The organism is Xanthomonas sp. NCPPB 1325 (genome assembly GCF_041477645.2).
Lineage (GTDB): Bacteria > Pseudomonadota > Gammaproteobacteria > Xanthomonadales > Xanthomonadaceae > Xanthomonas > Xanthomonas cannabis.
The window spans coordinates 280,562-297,455 of sequence record NZ_CM192985.1 but is presented as its reverse complement, the minus strand read 5'-3'; the positions used below and the strand labels follow the sequence as shown (position 1 = coordinate 297,455).

Below are 16,894 nucleotides of genomic sequence, written 5' to 3'. Positions count from 1 at the left end.
CGAAAAATGCCAGTCCGCCGACGCGGGAGCCAGCTTGCGAAGCCCGCTTGATACACCCTAGTATCGAGGGCGGAAGGCTGCCGGCAAGCCGCCTACTCAAGGAGAGGTCCGCACATGGAAGAACTGTCGGCATCGGACCTTAAGACCATCCTGCATTCCAAGCGCGCGAACATCTACTACCTGCAGCACTGCCGCGTCCTCGTCAACGGTGGCCGGGTCGAATACGTCACCGACGCAGGCAAGCGCGCGCTGTACTGGAACATCCCGATCGCTAATACCACCACGGTCTTGCTCGGCACCGGCACGTCCATCACACAGGCGGCGATGCGTGAGCTGGCCAAGGCAGGCGTGCTGGTGGGTTTTTGCGGTGGCGGCGGCACGCCGCTGTTCTCGGCCAACGAAATGGATGTGGAAGTGGCCTGGTTCTCGCCGCAGAGCGAATATCGGCCCACCGAGTACCTGCAGGCCTGGGTGTCTTTCTGGTTCGAGGACGACTTGCGGCTGATGGCCGCCAAGGCATTCCAACACGCACGCGCGCTGCGCATCGGCGAACAATGGCAACAGCGCGCGCTCAAGGAAGCGGGCTTCGCGCCGGATATCGCCAGACTGGATGCACTGCTGGCGAAAACCCGCCGCACTATTGAACAGGCCCAGGACAACACCGCATTGCTGACCGAAGAGGCCAGGCTGACCAAGGCATTGTTCAAACTCGCCGTCGATACCGTCGGCTATGGCGACTTCACCCGCGCCAAGCGCGGCAGCGGAACCGATCCGGCCAACCGTTTCCTCGACCACGGCAACTACCTGGCCTATGGCCTGGGCGCAACCGCCAGCTGGGTTCTGGGCCTGCCGCACGGGCTGGCCGTACTGCACGGCAAGACCCGGCGCGGTGGCCTGGTGTTCGACATCGCGGACCTGGTGAAGGACGCCAGCATCCTGCCGCAGGCGTTCCTGTCGGCGATGCGCGGCGACGACGAACAGGCCTTTCGCCGCAACTGCATAGAAGTCCTCACCCGCAGCGAAGCCTTGGACTTCATGCTGGATACGCTCAAGGCCATCGCATTGCAGACCGCCGCGGCGAAGAGCGCGGGACCTGCGCGGTGAACGTCCTGCTGATCTCGCAGTGCGACAAGCGTGCGCTGACCGAAACACGGCGCATCCTTGACCAATTCGCCGAGCGGCTCGGCGACCGCACCTGGCAAACGCCGATCACCGAAGCCGGCCTGACGACATTGCGCAGACTGCTGCGCAAGACCGCGCGCAAGAACAGCGCCGTCGCCTGCCACTGGATCCGCGGCCGCGACCACTCCGAACTGCTGTGGATCGTGGGAGACGCCCGCCGCTTCAATGCCGAAGGCGCGGTACCCACCAACACCACCACGCGCAACGTGCTGCGGCGCGAAGACGAAAACGACTGGCACACCGCCGAGGATATCCGCCTGCTCGCGCAACTGGCGGCCCTGCTGCACGACATGGGCAAGGCCAGTATCGCCTTCCAGGCACGGCTGTGCGGGCAGCTGCAGGAGCGCAACCTCTATCGCCACGAATGGGTATCGCTGCGCTTGTTTCAGGCCTTCGTCGGCAAAGACGAGGATGCGCAGTGGCTGCAACGACTGGCCGACCCGGACGCTTACGACGAAGCCGACTGGTTGGCCGACACGCGCTACCAGCGCGACGGCGTCAACGCGGCGTCCCACTTTCCCTTCCGCGAGCTGCCACCGATTGCGGCGGCCGTGGCGTGGCTTGTGCTCACCCATCACCGGCTTCCGGTCGTGCCGGTCATCCAGGACGACGGTGCGCAGGCCCGGCTGGGCAAGCGCGCGCCCACCTTCCATTCCGCATGGCTGGAGACGCCGTTGTCGCTGCTGGCGCACGACTGGAACGAAATCCGTCAGCCGGCCGACATCAACAGGATCCAGTCGTACTGGACACCCGCAGGCACACTCCCGGTGATGGAGACGAAGTGGCGCGCACAGGCCGCGCGCCTGGCCAAACGCCTGCTGGAACGACGTGCGGGCCGCGCGGACAACTGGCTCGACAATCCCTACGTCATGCATCTGGCCAGGCTCAGCCTGATGCTGGCCGACCATCATTATTCGGCTCTACCCAAGGCCTCGCCGCAGCGCTTGCACGGCGACGGCCGGACGCAGCTGTACGCCAATACCGACTACCACGGCGACCTGAAGCAACCGCTGGACGAGCACCTGCTCGGGGTCGCCCGCGATGCCGGCCTGATCGCCCATGCGCTGCCGGGCTTCGAACGCCATCTGCCAAGGCTGGCCAATCACCGCGGACTGCGCAAACGCAGTGCCGATCCACGTTTTTCCTGGCAAGACAAGGCATTCGATGCGGCCGCCTCGTTGCGCGAGACGGCGCGTGACCAAGGCGCTTTCATCGTCAACATGGCCTCAACCGGTTGCGGCAAGACGCTCGCCAACGCGCGCATCCTCTACGCCCTGGCCGATCCCCAGCATGGGTTGCGCGCCACCTATGCCCTGGGCCTGCGCACGCTGACCTTGCAGACCGGCCGCAGCTTCCGCACCGATCTGCACCTGGACGAGGACGAACTGGCGATCCGCGTGGGCGGCTCGGCCAGCCGCGCCTTGTTCGCGTTCTACGAACACAAGGCCGAAGCGCATGGCTCGGCCTCCGTGCAGGACTTGATCGAGGAAGACAGCCACGTGCTGTACGAAGGCGTCATTACCGATCACCCCTTGCTGTCGCGGGCGCTGCACGACCCGGAGATCGGCAAACTACTGTCCGCGCCAATGTTGGTCTGCACGGTGGACCACATGGTGCCGGCCACCGAGTCGCTGCGCGCTGGCCGCCAGATCGCGCCGATGCTGCGCTTGATGAGCGCGGACCTGATCCTCGACGAACTGGACGACTACGATCTCGACGACCTGCCCGCGCTGACACGGCTGGTGCACTGGGCCGGCATGCTCGGCACGCGCGTCGTGCTGTCCTCGGCGACGCTGCCGCCAGCACTGGTGACCGGAATGTACCTGGCCTACCGCGCGGGACGCCAGCACTATCGGCGCAACCGTGGAGAAGACGGCGGCCGGGCCGACGCGACGCTGGCGGTCCCTTGCCTGTGGAGCGACGAGTTCGGCGTGCAGGTCGCCGCATGCCCAAGCGGCAGCGGCTTCCTAGACCAGCACACGCAGTTCGTCGACAAGCGCGCCACGCTGCTCGCCAAGGCCACGCCATTGCGACGCGGCGAACTGCTGCCGCTGGACCTGCCGCCTCATTTGCAGGATGCGTCACTGCATGCCGCATTCGCCGCGCATGTCCGCAATGCCTGCCTGCGCCTGCACGGTGCGCATGCGGAACACGATACTGTCAGCGGCAAGCGCATCAGTTTCGGCCTGGTGCGCATGGCCAACATTGACCCCCTGTTCGGTGTCGCGCAGGCCTTGTATGCCTCTGGGGCGCCGCAGGACACGCAGATCCACCTGTGCGTCTATCACGCCCGCTTTCCGCTGGTGCAACGCTCGGCCATCGAACACCAGCTCGACGCGGCCTTCGATCGGCGTGGCGATGGCAAGCGCGTCTACAGCCTGCCGGCCATCCGTGCGCTGATCGACGCCCACCCGCAGCGCGAGCAGATGTTCGTTGTGCTGGCATCCCCGGTGTGCGAGGTCGGTCGCGACTGGGACGCCGACTGGGCAGTGGCCGAACCTTCGTCGATGCGCTCGCTGATCCAGCTCGCCGGGCGCGTGCAACGCCATCGCGGCACCACCGGCGACGCGCCGAACGTGCTGATCTTCGACACCAACCTGCGACACTTTCAAGTTGGCGGCCAGGACCGCCGGATCTATCTCAGACCTGGGTTCGAGAAGGAAGGAACGGGTAGATCCGCAAAGCGGTTCCAATTGACCAGCCCCTGGCTGCACGACTCCCTGCTCGCGGACGAATACCGCACGCTCACGGCCTTGCCACGCATCCGGCCTCGGCCCAACGCGCAGTGGCAACCGTCCAGCAGCTTCGTCGACCTGGAACAGGCCCGCATCGCCACCTGCATGCTGAAAGACCTGGCGGCGGATGCATCCAGCGGCCTGTCCGCCCCGCTGGAACCCGACCAGGCGGCCGTCGCCTGGAAATATCCGCAGGCCGCCCTGACCGGCGTGCTGCCTCAGCAACAACCGTTCCGCCACGATAGCCAACCCAGTACCACCTTGGTGTTCCTGCCGGACGAGGAAGAGGCACCGCGACTGCACCGGATCGAACAATCGTCTGGCGGTCGCGGCACCGACCTCTATGTGCGCATCGAGCAGAGCCAACGGCGCGAGATCGCGCTGACTCCCGCCCCCGGCATCGGCCCATGGGGCAGCTTCGATCTAGAAAGCCTACTCGCCGAGCAGGCCGAGTACCTGGATCTGCCACTGGAAGCCTGCGCAAAAAAGCTGGCCACGGTGAGGGTGCCGGCTAATGACCAAGGCTGGCGATATCACCCGTGGTTGGGGTTTGCAAAATTCAAAGGAGGATGAAGCAGGCAATCTCAGTCTAAGAGATTACATGCGGCTATCAAATGAAACGCTGAAGGATCAACAGGGAGACCATTGATGGCAGAACTGACCGAAAGACCAGAAATTTTCCACGCAGCCATCTCCGACTTCATCGAAGCACGGCGGCAGGCCAAGCTGAAGGACGACGAAGGCGAGGACGCCACCGGACCGGCGTCGAAATACGAATACGGGACCTGGTTGGCCGACGCGGCGCGCCGGGTGGGCCAGATCCAGGCCGTCACCCACGTGCTCAAGGCCACCCATCCCGATGCGCGCGGCAGCAGCCTGCACGTACCGCCCGGCGACCTGCCGCGGCATGCCGAGATCGGCAGCCACCTTCTGGGCGAGTGCTATGCGCAGGACGTGGTCGGCAATGCCGCCGCACTGGACGTGTTCAAGTTCCTCAAGATCGAGGTCGAGGGGCGACGGCTGCTGGACTGGATGCTGGCCGGCGACAGCGACCTGCGCGCCGCCCTGCATGCCGACGCCGAGGTCGCCGACGGCTGGATGCAGGCCTTCGGCACGCTGGTGCGCAGCGATCCGCAACCGGTCTCGCATGCGCAAGCCAAGCAGGTCTATTGGCTGCTCGGCGACCAGCCGACCGACGACACGCAATACCACTTGCTGCAACCGATGTTCTCCAGCGCACTGGCGCACGTGGTGCATGCGGACATCCAGCAAGCGCGCTTCGGCGAGACGAACAAGCTGGCGCGCCAGGCCTGGCGCGCCAGGGAGCCGCACGCCGGCAGCTACCGCGATTACCGCAACCTGGTGGCGCGCAAGCTCGGGGGCACCAAGCCGCAGAACATTTCCCAGCTCAACAGCGAGCGTGGCGGCGTGAATTATCTGCTGGCATCGCTGCCGCCAACCTGGACGCAGGAACATCCGCGCAGCCTGTTGAAGACCGCCTCGGCCATCGACCGGATTGGCTATTTCAAGGGCGTTCGCGCCACGATGAAGCGGCTGACGGACTTCCTGCTCACAGAACCGCCTCCCAACAAGCAAACGCGCGACACGCGCCAACCGATCGAGCAGGAACTCGGCGCGCAGCTGGCACTGTTCGCCGCCGAAACCCACGCCCGCTTCCCACCCGGCTGGACCCGCGACGCGGACTGCCAGCTTCCGCTCTACGAACGGCTGTGGCTGGATCCGGAACGGACCGAATTGCCTGTGCGCAGTAATCCGCACCACCCGGAATGGACGCAGGACGATGAGGACTTCAATGCTGCCTATACCTTCGGCGACTGGCCGGACGCGGTGGCCGATCACTTCGCCAACTGGGTCAACGCGCGGCTGCGCGAGGCAGGGCTGACCAGCGTCGGCGACAGCGAACACCGCCACTGGGCCTGGCAAGCGATTGTCGATGCAGCTTGGCCAATGCCGCTGCAACGGCGCCCGCTCGCGGGGAGTCACCTATGAACGCCTGTCCCGCTTTCAGTCATTTGCTGGTGTTGCCCCGCCTGCAGGTGCACAACGCCAACGCCGTCTCTAGCCCGCTGACGCATGGTTTCCCGTCGATGACCGCGCTGCTGGGAGTCATGTGGGCGCTGCAACGCAAGACCCATGCGGTCGGGCTGGACCTGGCATTTCGGGCGGTTGGCGCGATTTGCCATGACCACCAAGAACACGTGACCGAAGGCGGCTTCGTCAAGGCATTCCATTTGACGCGCAACCCGGTCGGCAAGGACGGCAAGACCGCCGCCATCGTCGAGGAGGGCCGCATCCATCTGGAGCTGAGCCTGTTGCTTGGCGTGCAAAGCAGGCGCTGGATGGACGACCCGCGTGTCCATCAGGCCGACATGGCCACCGTGGCCGAATTGCTCTCCGGCATGCGCATCGCCGGTGGCAGCGTGCGGCCACCGGCGCAGCCATCGCGGCACCGCTACCAGCCATGGACGCTGGACCTGACCGGCACCGAGAACGACCGTACCGCGCAATTCCGCAAGACGCGCATGCGGCTGCTGCCCGGCTTCGCACTGGTGGAGCGCGGCGACCTGCTCGATACCCGTGCCGCCGAACTGCAGGCCATCGACCCCGCCGCCACCCGGCTCGATGCGTGGCTTTCGCTGTCGCGCATCAATTGGCGCCACCGCGCGGGCGAGCACCCGAAAGACGACGGCGTATGGAGCAACGACCGTGGCGGAGGCGGCTGGACCGTACCGATCCCGGTGGGCTACGGCGCGCTGGGCGATGTGCATGCGGCCGGCAGCGTGGCCAACGCACGCGACGCCACCACACCGTTCCGCTTCGTCGAAAGCCTGTATTCGCTCGGCCAGTGGATCAGTCCGCACCGCCTGGATACCCCGCAACAGCTGCTCTGGTACGCCAGCAACTCCCCGGACCAGGGGCTGTACCGTTGCCGCAACGACTTTGCCGCTGCAACAACCACCACGCCCGAACCGCACGAAGATTTCAATTTCGCTCTCGACTGACCGACCTCACGACAAGGAATTCCAGCATGGCAACCGAACTCAAGACCGCCTCCGTCCTCGCCTTCGAGCGCAAACTCGACCCGTCCGACGCACTGTTGTTTTCCGGCAGCTGGGCGGCGCGCGCAGCATCCGCCGATTGGCAACCCGTCAAGCTGCGCGAGAAATCCGTGCGCGGCACCATCTCCAACCGGCTCAAGACCAAGGACCAGGATCCGGCCAAGCTCGACGCGGCGATCGAGAACCCCAACCTGCAGACCGTGGACGTGGCCGCCTTGCCGTTGACGGCCGACACGCTGAAGGTGCAATTCACCTTGCGCGTGCTCGGTGGCACCGGCACGCCCTCGGCCTGCAACGATGCCGACTACCGCAAGAAACTCGCCGCCACAGTCGCCGGCTACGTGCAACAACACGGCTTCGACGCCCTCGCGCAGCGCTATGCGGCCAATCTCGCCAATGGGCGCTTTCTCTGGCGTAACCGGATCGGCGCAGAACAGGTGGAAGTGCAGGTAGCGCACCTGAAGAGCGGGACGCCCGCCGCGCAGTGGACGTTCCAGGCACACGCACACTCCTTGCGCAGCCTGCAGGGGCCAGCGGCCGAAACCACGGATCTGGCCGAATTGTCCGCGCTGATTGCCTCCGCGCTGGCGGGCAGCACGCATGTGCTGCTGCAGGTCACTGCCTTCGTCCGCGTGGGCGCGGGCCAGGAGGTGTTTCCCTCCCAGGAGCTGATCCTGGACAAGGGCAGCAGCAAAAAGAGCAAGACCCTTTACCACGTCGGCGAGGGCGACAACGCAGTGGCCGCCATCCATTCGCAGAAGATCGGCAATGCGCTGCGCACCATCGACACCTGGTACCCGGAGGCGGAGGAGAACGGCCCGATTGCGGTCGAACCGTATGGCTCGGTCACCACGCAAGGCAAGGCCTACCGGCAGCCCAAGGCCAAGCTGGATTTTTACAACCTGCTCGACGGCTGGGTGATCAAGGACAAGCTGCCGGAACCGGACCAACAGCATTTCGTGATCGCCACGCTGATCCGGGGCGGCGTCTTCGGCGACGCGGGCTGACGCCATGGACCACTATGTGGATATCCAACTTCGCCCCGACCCGGAGCTTGCGCCGCATCAACTGCTCAGCGGCCTGTATGTCCGGCTGCACCGCATGCTCGCGCAGCACGAGCGGCAGGACATCGGCGTCAGCTTCCCCCGCTACGATTTGCGCAAGCCCAGCCTGGGTACCCACGTGCGCCTGCATGGATTGCATGCTTCGTTAGATACAGTGATGGCCCTGCCTTGGTTGCAAGGCATGAACGATTATCTGTCAGTATCGGACATCGGCGCGGTGCCCGCTGACACACAGCATCGACAAGTAACACGGGTACAGGCAAAGAGCAGCCCGTCGCGCCTACGTCGCCGGGCGATGCGGCGTCACGGACTGGATGCGGAAGCGGCGCTGCAGCGCATTCCGGATTCGGTCGCCGAACAGTTGCAACTGCCCTTCGTGCTCCTGGGCAGCCGCAGCACAGGGCAACCGTCGTTCCCACTCTTCATCTGCCAGGGTCCACTGTCGTCTACCGCACTACCGGGCAGCTTCAACAGCTACGGCCTGAGCCAGGACGCCACCATCCCCTGGTTCTGACCCTTTTTCCAAGAGCACCACGCTTTTCCTTAAAATCAACGACTTGGCGGGCCTCCTGAAAAAAGGGGCCCGTTCTTTTTGAGGCGCGCTTTTCCTGTAGCTTCAACGGGTTGAGTGACTTTTTGTCTTGGTTCACTGCCGCGTAGGCAGCTCAGAAAATTAGGTGAGCGTTAGCGATTCGCTCGCGGTCGTTCACTGCCGCGTAGGCAGCTCAGAAATACAGCTCGGCAGTTGGTACGCAGACCATCACGTTCACTGCCGCGTAGGCAGCTCAGAAACAGATGATCGAGGACTCGGAGTTCTATGCCGAGTTCACTGCCGCGTAGGCAGCTCAGAAATACTGCGATGAGAAAGTCGCAGCAGACGACGTGTTCACTGCCGCGTAGGCAGCTCAGAAAACGCTGGCCAGCGGCTTGTCGTTGGCCAGGTTGTTCACTGCCGCGTAGGCAGCTCAGAAAACACTGCGCACCGCAGACGGTCAGATCCTGGTGTTCACTGCCGCGTAGGCAGCTCAGAAATATCGGGGTATGTCGGCGGCACTGTTCTTCGCGTTCACTGCCGCGTAGGCAGCTCAGAAAACGGGGAGGACCTGACCCACCGTACCACGTACGTTCACTGCCGCGTAGGCAGCTCAGAAAATATGCATGAAGCCAGCCGATCGCAGCGGTGCGTTCACTGCCGCGTAGGCAGCTCAGAAAATCGGCAATCTGATCAACAGCAACCAGCTGCGGTTCACTGCCGCGTAGGCAGCTCAGAAAGGGTCCTTCGATTACTTGAAGCACCGGCTCCTGTTCACTGCCGCGTAGGCAGCTCAGAAACAATCGATTGAGCGCCAGGGCGGCCCAAACCATGTTCACTGCCGCGTAGGCAGCTCAGAAATGCATGAGCCGCGAGGAAATCGACGGAATCATGTTCACTGCCGCGTAGGCAGCTCAGAAAGGTTAAGCCTGCGTCGGGATGTTGCTGACGGTGTTCACTGCCGCGTAGGCAGCTCAGAAAGTTATGACATTGCCGTACGGGAGCACGCGCTTGTTCACTGCCGCGTAGGCAGCTCAGAAATTGCTGGCTGAGCTAAACGCCGCCCGCCAGCCGTTCACTGCCGCGTAGGCAGCTCAGAAAACACACCGCCCGCCCGCTCTACACCGCCCCGCGTTCACTGCCGCGTAGGCAGCTCAGAAAGGGAATCCTGTAGGTGTAACCCAGCAGATGCGGTTCACTGCCGCGTAGGCAGCTCAGAAATATTCGAGGGGTAACGGTATGCCCTCAGGTCTGTTCACTGCCGCGTAGGCAGCTCAGAAAGGTCGAGGCGACTCAATGATCCCGGTTATCCAGTTCACTGCCGCGTAGGCAGCTCAGAAAAGCTTGCGCGCCTTGCACCGCAGGTGGTCACCGTTCACTGCCGCGTAGGCAGCTCAGAAAAACGGCAGCGGCATCGTTCACGGCGAAGGACAGGTTCACTGCCGCGTAGGCAGCTCAGAAAGATACGTGTAGCCAGGGCAGTGCCAAGGGCCTGTTCACTGCCGCGTAGGCAGCTCAGAAAAATCCGAGTACTCCATACACCAAGCCAGGAATGTTCACTGCCGCGTAGGCAGCTCAGAAAGCTGCGGCCGAATCGGACCACCCGCTGCTGCTGTTCACTGCCGCGTAGGCAGCTCAGAAAAGACGCGCACGGTGTGCGGCGTACGGCCGAGCGTTCACTGCCGCGTAGGCAGCTCAGAAAAGTAGCGATCCCCACGCTCTGCCTGCGTCAGCGTTCACTGCCGCGTAGGCAGCTCAGAAACGGATGAGCAGCAGGCCGGCCTCCTGTGCCAGGTTCACTGCCGCGTAGGCAGCTCAGAAATTGTAGATCCGATAGGCCTTGTAGACCGCGTAGTTCACTGCCGCGTAGGCAGCTCAGAAATGGATGTGGTAGCCGTGCACCGCGACCGATTTGTTCACTGCCGCGTAGGCAGCTCAGAAATGTCCGCCGTCTCCGCCGCCACGCTGGATTATGTTCACTGCCGCGTAGGCAGCTCAGAAAGGCAAGTGCTGGCGCTGGTTTTGCAGCGACAGGTTCACTGCCGCGTAGGCAGCTCAGAAAATCTGAACTAGTCCGCCTCCCGGACTGGTTCGGTTCACTGCCGCGTAGGCAGCTCAGAAAGCATGGCAAGCCGCCGTGTTGCAGGCGGTGAAGTTCACTGCCGCGTAGGCAGCTCAGAAATTGTAACCGGTGGACGCGCACACGCGCACATCGTTCACTGCCGCGTAGGCAGCTCAGAAACATGACCTCGATCTGCACGCTGCCCACGGCCAGTTCACTGCCGCGTAGGCAGCTCAGAAATGGATTGATTCAGCCAACAAGGTCAACACGCCGTTCACTGCCGCGTAGGCAGCTCAGAAAAAGAAGAGCGCATCCGCGTTGCCATGCCCTGAGTTCACTGCCGCGTAGGCAGCTCAGAAAATCTCCCGCCGGCGGCCGCGCAGTTGGAACCTGTTCACTGCCGCGTAGGCAGCTCAGAAAGATGAGGTCATGGCCTCGCTGGAGCGAAACTGGTTCACTGCCGCGTAGGCAGCTCAGAAAGATGAATAGCGCCATGATCCCAGCCGCAAAGCGTTCACTGCCGCGTAGGCAGCTCAGAAAGTAGAACTCTGCGACGTTGACGATGCGGAATTGTTCACTGCCGCGTAGGCAGCTCAGAAAAGCCAGCGCGCAAGGGCCGGGGAAGCGCTCGCGTTCACTGCCGCGTAGGCAGCTCAGAAACCAGCCAGAAGCTCAGCGCTGCAGCATTCGACGTTCACTGCCGCGTAGGCAGCTCAGAAATCGGCCCACTGCCACACGTCGGGAAAAACTCAGTTCACTGCCGCGTAGGCAGCTCAGAAAACTGATTGCGCTGCGCAAAGCACTCGCCACCCGTTCACTGCCGCGTAGGCAGCTCAGAAAACCCACCCCCAGCCGGCAGCGGCGAAGGATGGGTTCACTGCCGCGTAGGCAGCTCAGAAATCCAGAAGCTGGCAAGCGGTCAGGTCGATGCCGTTCACTGCCGCGTAGGCAGCTCAGAAAGATGGGAGTGCCTCCGAAGACGAAAAGTCAGAGTTCACTGCCGCGTAGGCAGCTCAGAAAATCGCCGGCGTCCACACCACTGCCAACGTTTTGTTCACTGCCGCGTAGGCAGCTCAGAAAAAGGACTCGTTTATGTCGGTGCTGGCTGATCGGTTCACTGCCGCGTAGGCAGCTCAGAAACGGCTGATTGCCCATTTTCGTTCGGTGTTCCTGTTCACTGCCGCGTAGGCAGCTCAGAAAGTTGTGTCGGACACGCATGCGAGGCTTGCTCAGTTCACTGCCGCGTAGGCAGCTCAGAAAGTTTGCGAACAACGATGCGGCGAGGGTTGAGCGTTCACTGCCGCGTAGGCAGCTCAGAAATGGCTCAAGACTCGGAAGTGGCAAGAACGCAAGTTCACTGCCGCGTAGGCAGCTCAGAAATGCAGATTCAGCAAGTGCCGGGAAACAACTTCGTTCACTGCCGCGTAGGCAGCTCAGAAAGCCAATGTTGACTGACGCCGCGCGGCGCTCTTGTTCACTGCCGCGTAGGCAGCTCAGAAAATCATGCGACAGTACGCCAACAGCCCGATTATGTTCACTGCCGCGTAGGCAGCTCAGAAAAACACGGTCTACGACCTGTATCGCGATCCCGCGTTCACTGCCGCGTAGGCAGCTCAGAAACTGTCGTACGACGTGTGCGCCGATGTGGTCGTGTTCACTGCCGCGTAGGCAGCTCAGAAATGCATGATGCGCGCCTTGGCATACTCCAGGAGGTTCACTGCCGCGTAGGCAGCTCAGAAAACAGATATTGGCCGAGGCCAAGACGCGTTTTTGTTCACTGCCGCGTAGGCAGCTCAGAAAAGATGCCGGGGCGACCTCGCATGGTCACGATTGTTCACTGCCGCGTAGGCAGCTCAGAAAATCGTCGGAAGCGTCGCAGGGTTGTAGAGGTTGTTCACTGCCGCGTAGGCAGCTCAGAAAAAGAGCATCACCCCAGCACACAGCAAACCGAAGTTCACTGCCGCGTAGGCAGCTCAGAAAACTCACCGGCCACCCGCACGCTAGCCGGATGGGTTCACTGCCGCGTAGGCAGCTCAGAAATTTGCGGGATCGAATCGCGTATCGCACGCCAAGTTCACTGCCGCGTAGGCAGCTCAGAAATGCACCCTCGCCGGAGAGGCGACATGTAGCACGTTCACTGCCGCGTAGGCAGCTCAGAAAAAACGTTGCAGCGTGTCCAATCTCATGTTCGCGTTCACTGCCGCGTAGGCAGCTCAGAAATCAGACCCTGTCCGTTCTTGCGCTCCTGCCACGTTCACTGCCGCGTAGGCAGCTCAGAAATATGACCAGGCCGCTAAGCGTCCATGGTAGGGGTTCACTGCCGCGTAGGCAGCTCAGAAATGGAAATGAAATTGAAAAAGGCGATGCTGTAAGTTCACTGCCGCGTAGGCAGCTCAGAAAAGCGTCAACGCTCGCACCGGCGCCGTTGCAGTGTTCACTGCCGCGTAGGCAGCTCAGAAAATCAGTCGATCCTCTGGATGGACCAGCCGGATGTTCACTGCCGCGTAGGCAGCTCAGAAAATTTTTCGGCGCAGTCTCGATCGGCTGCCAAGGTTCACTGCCGCGTAGGCAGCTCAGAAATGCACCAGTGTTCATGAGCGGCGCGTCCAGGGGTTCACTGCCGCGTAGGCAGCTCAGAAAAATAGGGCGCCCGTCTACGGCGATAGCGGCCTGTTCACTGCCGCGTAGGCAGCTCAGAAAAAGACGATGATCGCCGCTGGCAAGAACGTGCGGTTCACTGCCGCGTAGGCAGCTCAGAAATAAAGGTGCCCGCCTGCCGGTAAGCTGGGAGGGTTCACTGCCGCGTAGGCAGCTCAGAAAGTGCATGGTTTCCGGTCTTGCTTCCGCGATTGGTTCACTGCCGCGTAGGCAGCTCAGAAAATAGGCGGAGCTGTTGATGTAGTTGTCTTTGAGTTCACTGCCGCGTAGGCAGCTCAGAAAAGTGGCCGATGCCGTGCCCCGGATGCCAGTGGGTTCACTGCCGCGTAGGCAGCTCAGAAATCAGCGAACACGCCCAGGTCAAAGACGTGGCCGTTCACTGCCGCGTAGGCAGCTCAGAAATGAAGGGGCAAACGAGTCCCTGGGGAGGGCCTGTTCACTGCCGCGTAGGCAGCTCAGAAATCGCAGTGCGTCATGTCGCTGCCGGCGGTCAAGTTCACTGCCGCGTAGGCAGCTCAGAAAATATCCTGCAGTATCTTGTAGGCGCCCTGCCTGTTCACTGCCGCGTAGGCAGCTCAGAAATCTATCACCCGGATCTGCCGAGCTGGCCCGACGTTCACTGCCGCGTAGGCAGCTCAGAAAATGAAGCCCTGCAACGACTCGATGTCGATCTCGTTCACTGCCGCGTAGGCAGCTCAGAAAAATGAACTTCGATAGCACTGGACCACTGCAGCGTTCACTGCCGCGTAGGCAGCTCAGAAACCCAGCCGGCAGCGGTAGCCCGTGACATGAACGTTCACTGCCGCGTAGGCAGCTCAGAAATGCAACTGTCCGGAATTGCTGGATTGTTCGTTGTTCACTGCCGGGCAGGCAGCTCAAAAATCACCGCGCAGCCGCCGACCTGACCGACCACGTCCACTGCCGTGTGGGCAGCTCAGAAAACCGGTACAGCAGCGGGCGCGGGTGGGGCAGGCTCACTGCCGTGCAGGTAGCCCAGAAATCTGCCCCGCAGGCATTGTTCGATGAATCGTATTTCACTCTGTGCAGATAGCTTGAGAGCCGAATTGGTGGGCGTTGCAGATTGCCGTAGTTAAGCAGTGCATTCCATGCAAAAAGGCAAATCGGACATTGACCAGCCAACATAAGGAGCGTAGCTATGCAGACAGTGAACCTAGCGATGCAGACGAATCAATAGTCGACTCCATCAGCAAAACGGGGAGCCGATCGGCTACCCCGTCGTGACTGCTCGGCTATTGCTTCTGGAAGATCACTCGGTCAAGCCACGGTTTTCCAGCAGCGCCTTGACGCTGGGATCCTTGCCGCGGAAATCGCGGTACAGCGTGGCCAGATCGACGGTATTGCCGCGCGAAAGGATCTTGGCGCGGAAGGTGTCGCCGTTCTTGCGGGTCAGGCCACCGTTTTCCTTGAACCATTCGAACGCATCGTCATCGAGCACTTCCGACCAGAAGTAGGCGTAGTAACCGGCCGAATAACCGCCGCCCCAGATGTGGTCGAAGTACGTGCTGCGGTAACGCGGCGGCACTTCGGCCAGGTCCACCTTGAAGCGCTTGAGCGCATCGGCCTCGAACTTGCTCACGTCCTGCAGCGGCGCATCGGCCGGCTGGGTATGCCAGGCCAGATCCAGCAGCGCAGCCGACAGGTACTCGGTGGTGGCATAGCCGCTGTTGAAGGTCTTGGCTTTCTTGATCTTCTCCACCAGCTCGGCCGGCATCGCCGCACCGGTCTGGTAGTGCTTGGCGTAGTTGGCGAAGACGGCCGGATCCGAGGCCCAGTGTTCGTTGAACTGCGAGGGGAATTCCACAAAATCGCGCGAGGTGCTGGTGCCGGCGATCGAGGGGTACTTCACCTTGGAGAACATGCCATGCAGTGCGTGGCCGAACTCGTGGAACAGCGTGGTCACATCGTCGAAGCTCAACAAGGCCGGCTGGCCCGCGGCCGGCTTGGTGAAGTTGCACACGTTGTAGACCACCGGCTTGGCGCCGGTGAGGCCGTCCTGTTCGACCAGCACGTCCATCCATGCGCCACCGGACTTGCTGTCGCGCTTGAAGTAGTCGGTGTAGAACAGCGCCATCGAGGTGCCATCGGCATCGAAGACTTCATACACCTTCATGTCGGCGTGGTAGGTCGGGATATCGGTGCGCTGCTTGAAGGTGATGCCGTACAACTGCGTGGCGGCATAAAACACGCCGTTCTGCAGCACATTGTCCAGTTCGAAGTACGGCTTGATCTGCGACTCGTCCAGGTCGTACTTGGCCTTGCGCACCTGCTCGGCGTAGAAGTCCCAATCGGAGGCGGCGAGCTTGAAGCCGCCCTTCTGAGAATCGATCACCTTCTGCATCTCGCCCACTTCGCGCCGCGCCTTGGCGGTGGCAGCGGGCACGGTGTCGGTCAGCAATTTCAGCGCGGCGGCCGGGGTCTTGGCCATCTGGTCGCCAAGACTGTAGGCCGCATAGCTGTCGAACCCGAGCAGCTTGGCCTTTTGCGCGCGCAACTGCGCCAGGCGCTGGATGGTCTGGCGGGTGTCGTTGGCATCGCCCTTTTCCGCACGCGTTTCGGACGCCTTCAACACCTCCGCACGCAGCTCGCGATTCTTCAGCGACGCCAGCACCGGTTGCTGGGTGGTGTTCTGCAGGGCGAGCAGATACTTGCCATCGAGCTTGCGCGCCTTGGCCGCTTCGGCGGCGGCGGCAATGTCGCCTTCGCTCAGGCCATCGAGCTTGGCCTTGTCGTCCACCACCACCGCAGCGGCGGCCGAGGCGGCCACCAGGCGGGTATGGAATTGCGTGGAGAGCGTGGTTTCTTCCACGTTGAGCTTGCGCAGGCTGTCCTTGTCGGCATCCGAGAGCTGCGCACCGGCGCGTACCAGGTTTTCGTAGTCGCGCTCGACCAGGCGCTTTTGTTCCGGATCCAGGTTCAGCGTGTCGCGTTGGTCGTAGATGGTCTTGACGCGCGCAAACAGCTTGGGATCGAGATTGATCTCGTCTTCGTGTGCGGCCAGCTTGGGCGCGATCTCTTCCTGGATCTTCTGGCGCGCATCGCTGGTATCAGCCTGCACCAACCCGAAGAAGATGCGCGACACGCGCGTCAGCGTCTCGCCGCTGCGCTCCAGTGCTTCGATGGTGTTGTCGAAGGTGGGCGGCTCGCTGTTGTCGGCAATCTTGCGCACCTCGGCCAGATGCAGGCGCATGCCTTCTTCGAAGGCCGGCAGATAATCGCTGTCCTTGATCTTGTCGAATGGCGGCGCCTGGAACGGCAGCGTGCTGGCGGTCAGCAACGGGTTCGGTGCAGCGTCCGCAGCCGGGGCGGTGGCGGTCTTCTCGGGCACGGTGGTGGACTCCTTACCGGATGGCTCTTTTCCAGAACAAGCGGCCAGCGCCAGGGTGATGGCAGCGGCCAGAACGACGGTACGCGACATGGCGTGTGATTCCTGAGTGGGTAGTGCAGCCGGCCACGCTAGCGGGTTTGGGCGGCGCCGGCATGTGCCGTTGGCTGGGGGATCGATGAATGGCGATGTGCGGACAGAGGCGGCCGAGGGTGCGTGGCCCTCATCCGCCCTTCGG

Annotated in this window: 7 protein-coding genes and 1 CRISPR repeat array; of the genes, 6 read left to right on the top strand and 1 reads right to left on the bottom strand. The window is 62.6% G+C overall.

The window, feature by feature from the left end; all coding sequences use genetic code 11:
- The first annotated feature begins 114 nt into the window (after positions 1–114).
- The 6 genes from cas1f to cas6f all read left to right on the top strand — a co-directional run bounded on the left by cas1f (position 115) and on the right by cas6f (position 8,575).
- Entirely contained in the window at positions 115–1,104 is a 990-nt protein-coding gene (gene cas1f / locus ACCQ10_RS01245; RefSeq protein WP_372361943.1) for a type I-F CRISPR-associated endonuclease Cas1f, read from the top strand.
- The gene (gene cas3f / locus ACCQ10_RS01240) at positions 1,101–4,490 is read left to right on the top strand and encodes a type I-F CRISPR-associated helicase Cas3f (protein ID WP_372361942.1); all 3,390 of its coding nucleotides are present in this window, start codon (positions 1,101–1,103) and stop codon (positions 4,488–4,490) included. The genes cas1f and cas3f overlap by 4 nt, the downstream gene beginning before the upstream one ends.
- A 75-nt stretch (positions 4,491–4,565) precedes the next feature.
- A complete protein-coding gene (gene csy1 / locus ACCQ10_RS01235; protein ID WP_372361941.1) occupies positions 4,566–5,927 on the top strand; it encodes a type I-F CRISPR-associated protein Csy1 in 1,362 nt (453 codons plus the stop codon).
- The gene (gene csy2, locus ACCQ10_RS01230; RefSeq protein WP_372361940.1) at positions 5,924–6,940 is read left to right on the top strand and encodes a type I-F CRISPR-associated protein Csy2; all 1,017 of its coding nucleotides are present in this window, start codon (positions 5,924–5,926) and stop codon (positions 6,938–6,940) included. Before csy1 ends, csy2 begins: the two co-directional genes overlap by 4 nt.
- Positions 6,941–6,966: 26 nt before the next feature.
- A complete protein-coding gene (gene csy3, locus ACCQ10_RS01225) occupies positions 6,967–8,004 on the top strand; it encodes a type I-F CRISPR-associated protein Csy3 (protein ID WP_372361939.1) in 1,038 nt (345 codons plus the stop codon).
- Positions 8,005–8,008: 4 nt separating this feature from the next.
- On the top strand, positions 8,009–8,575 hold the full coding sequence (gene cas6f / locus ACCQ10_RS01220; protein ID WP_372361938.1) for a type I-F CRISPR-associated endoribonuclease Cas6/Csy4: 567 nt from the start codon (positions 8,009–8,011) through the stop codon (positions 8,573–8,575).
- Between the two features lie 130 nt (positions 8,576–8,705).
- Positions 8,706–14,313: a CRISPR direct-repeat array (repeat unit 28 nt; unit sequence GTTCACTGCCGCGTAGGCAGCTCAGAAA).
- A gap of 267 nt (positions 14,314–14,580) precedes the next feature.
- Here the strand turns inward: cas6f and dcp are convergent.
- Positions 14,581–16,749 (bottom strand): peptidyl-dipeptidase Dcp, encoded by a 2,169-nt coding sequence (dcp, locus tag ACCQ10_RS01215; RefSeq protein WP_372361937.1) that lies wholly within the window; start codon positions 16,747–16,749, stop codon positions 14,581–14,583.
- Between the last annotated feature and the right edge of the window lie 145 nt (positions 16,750–16,894).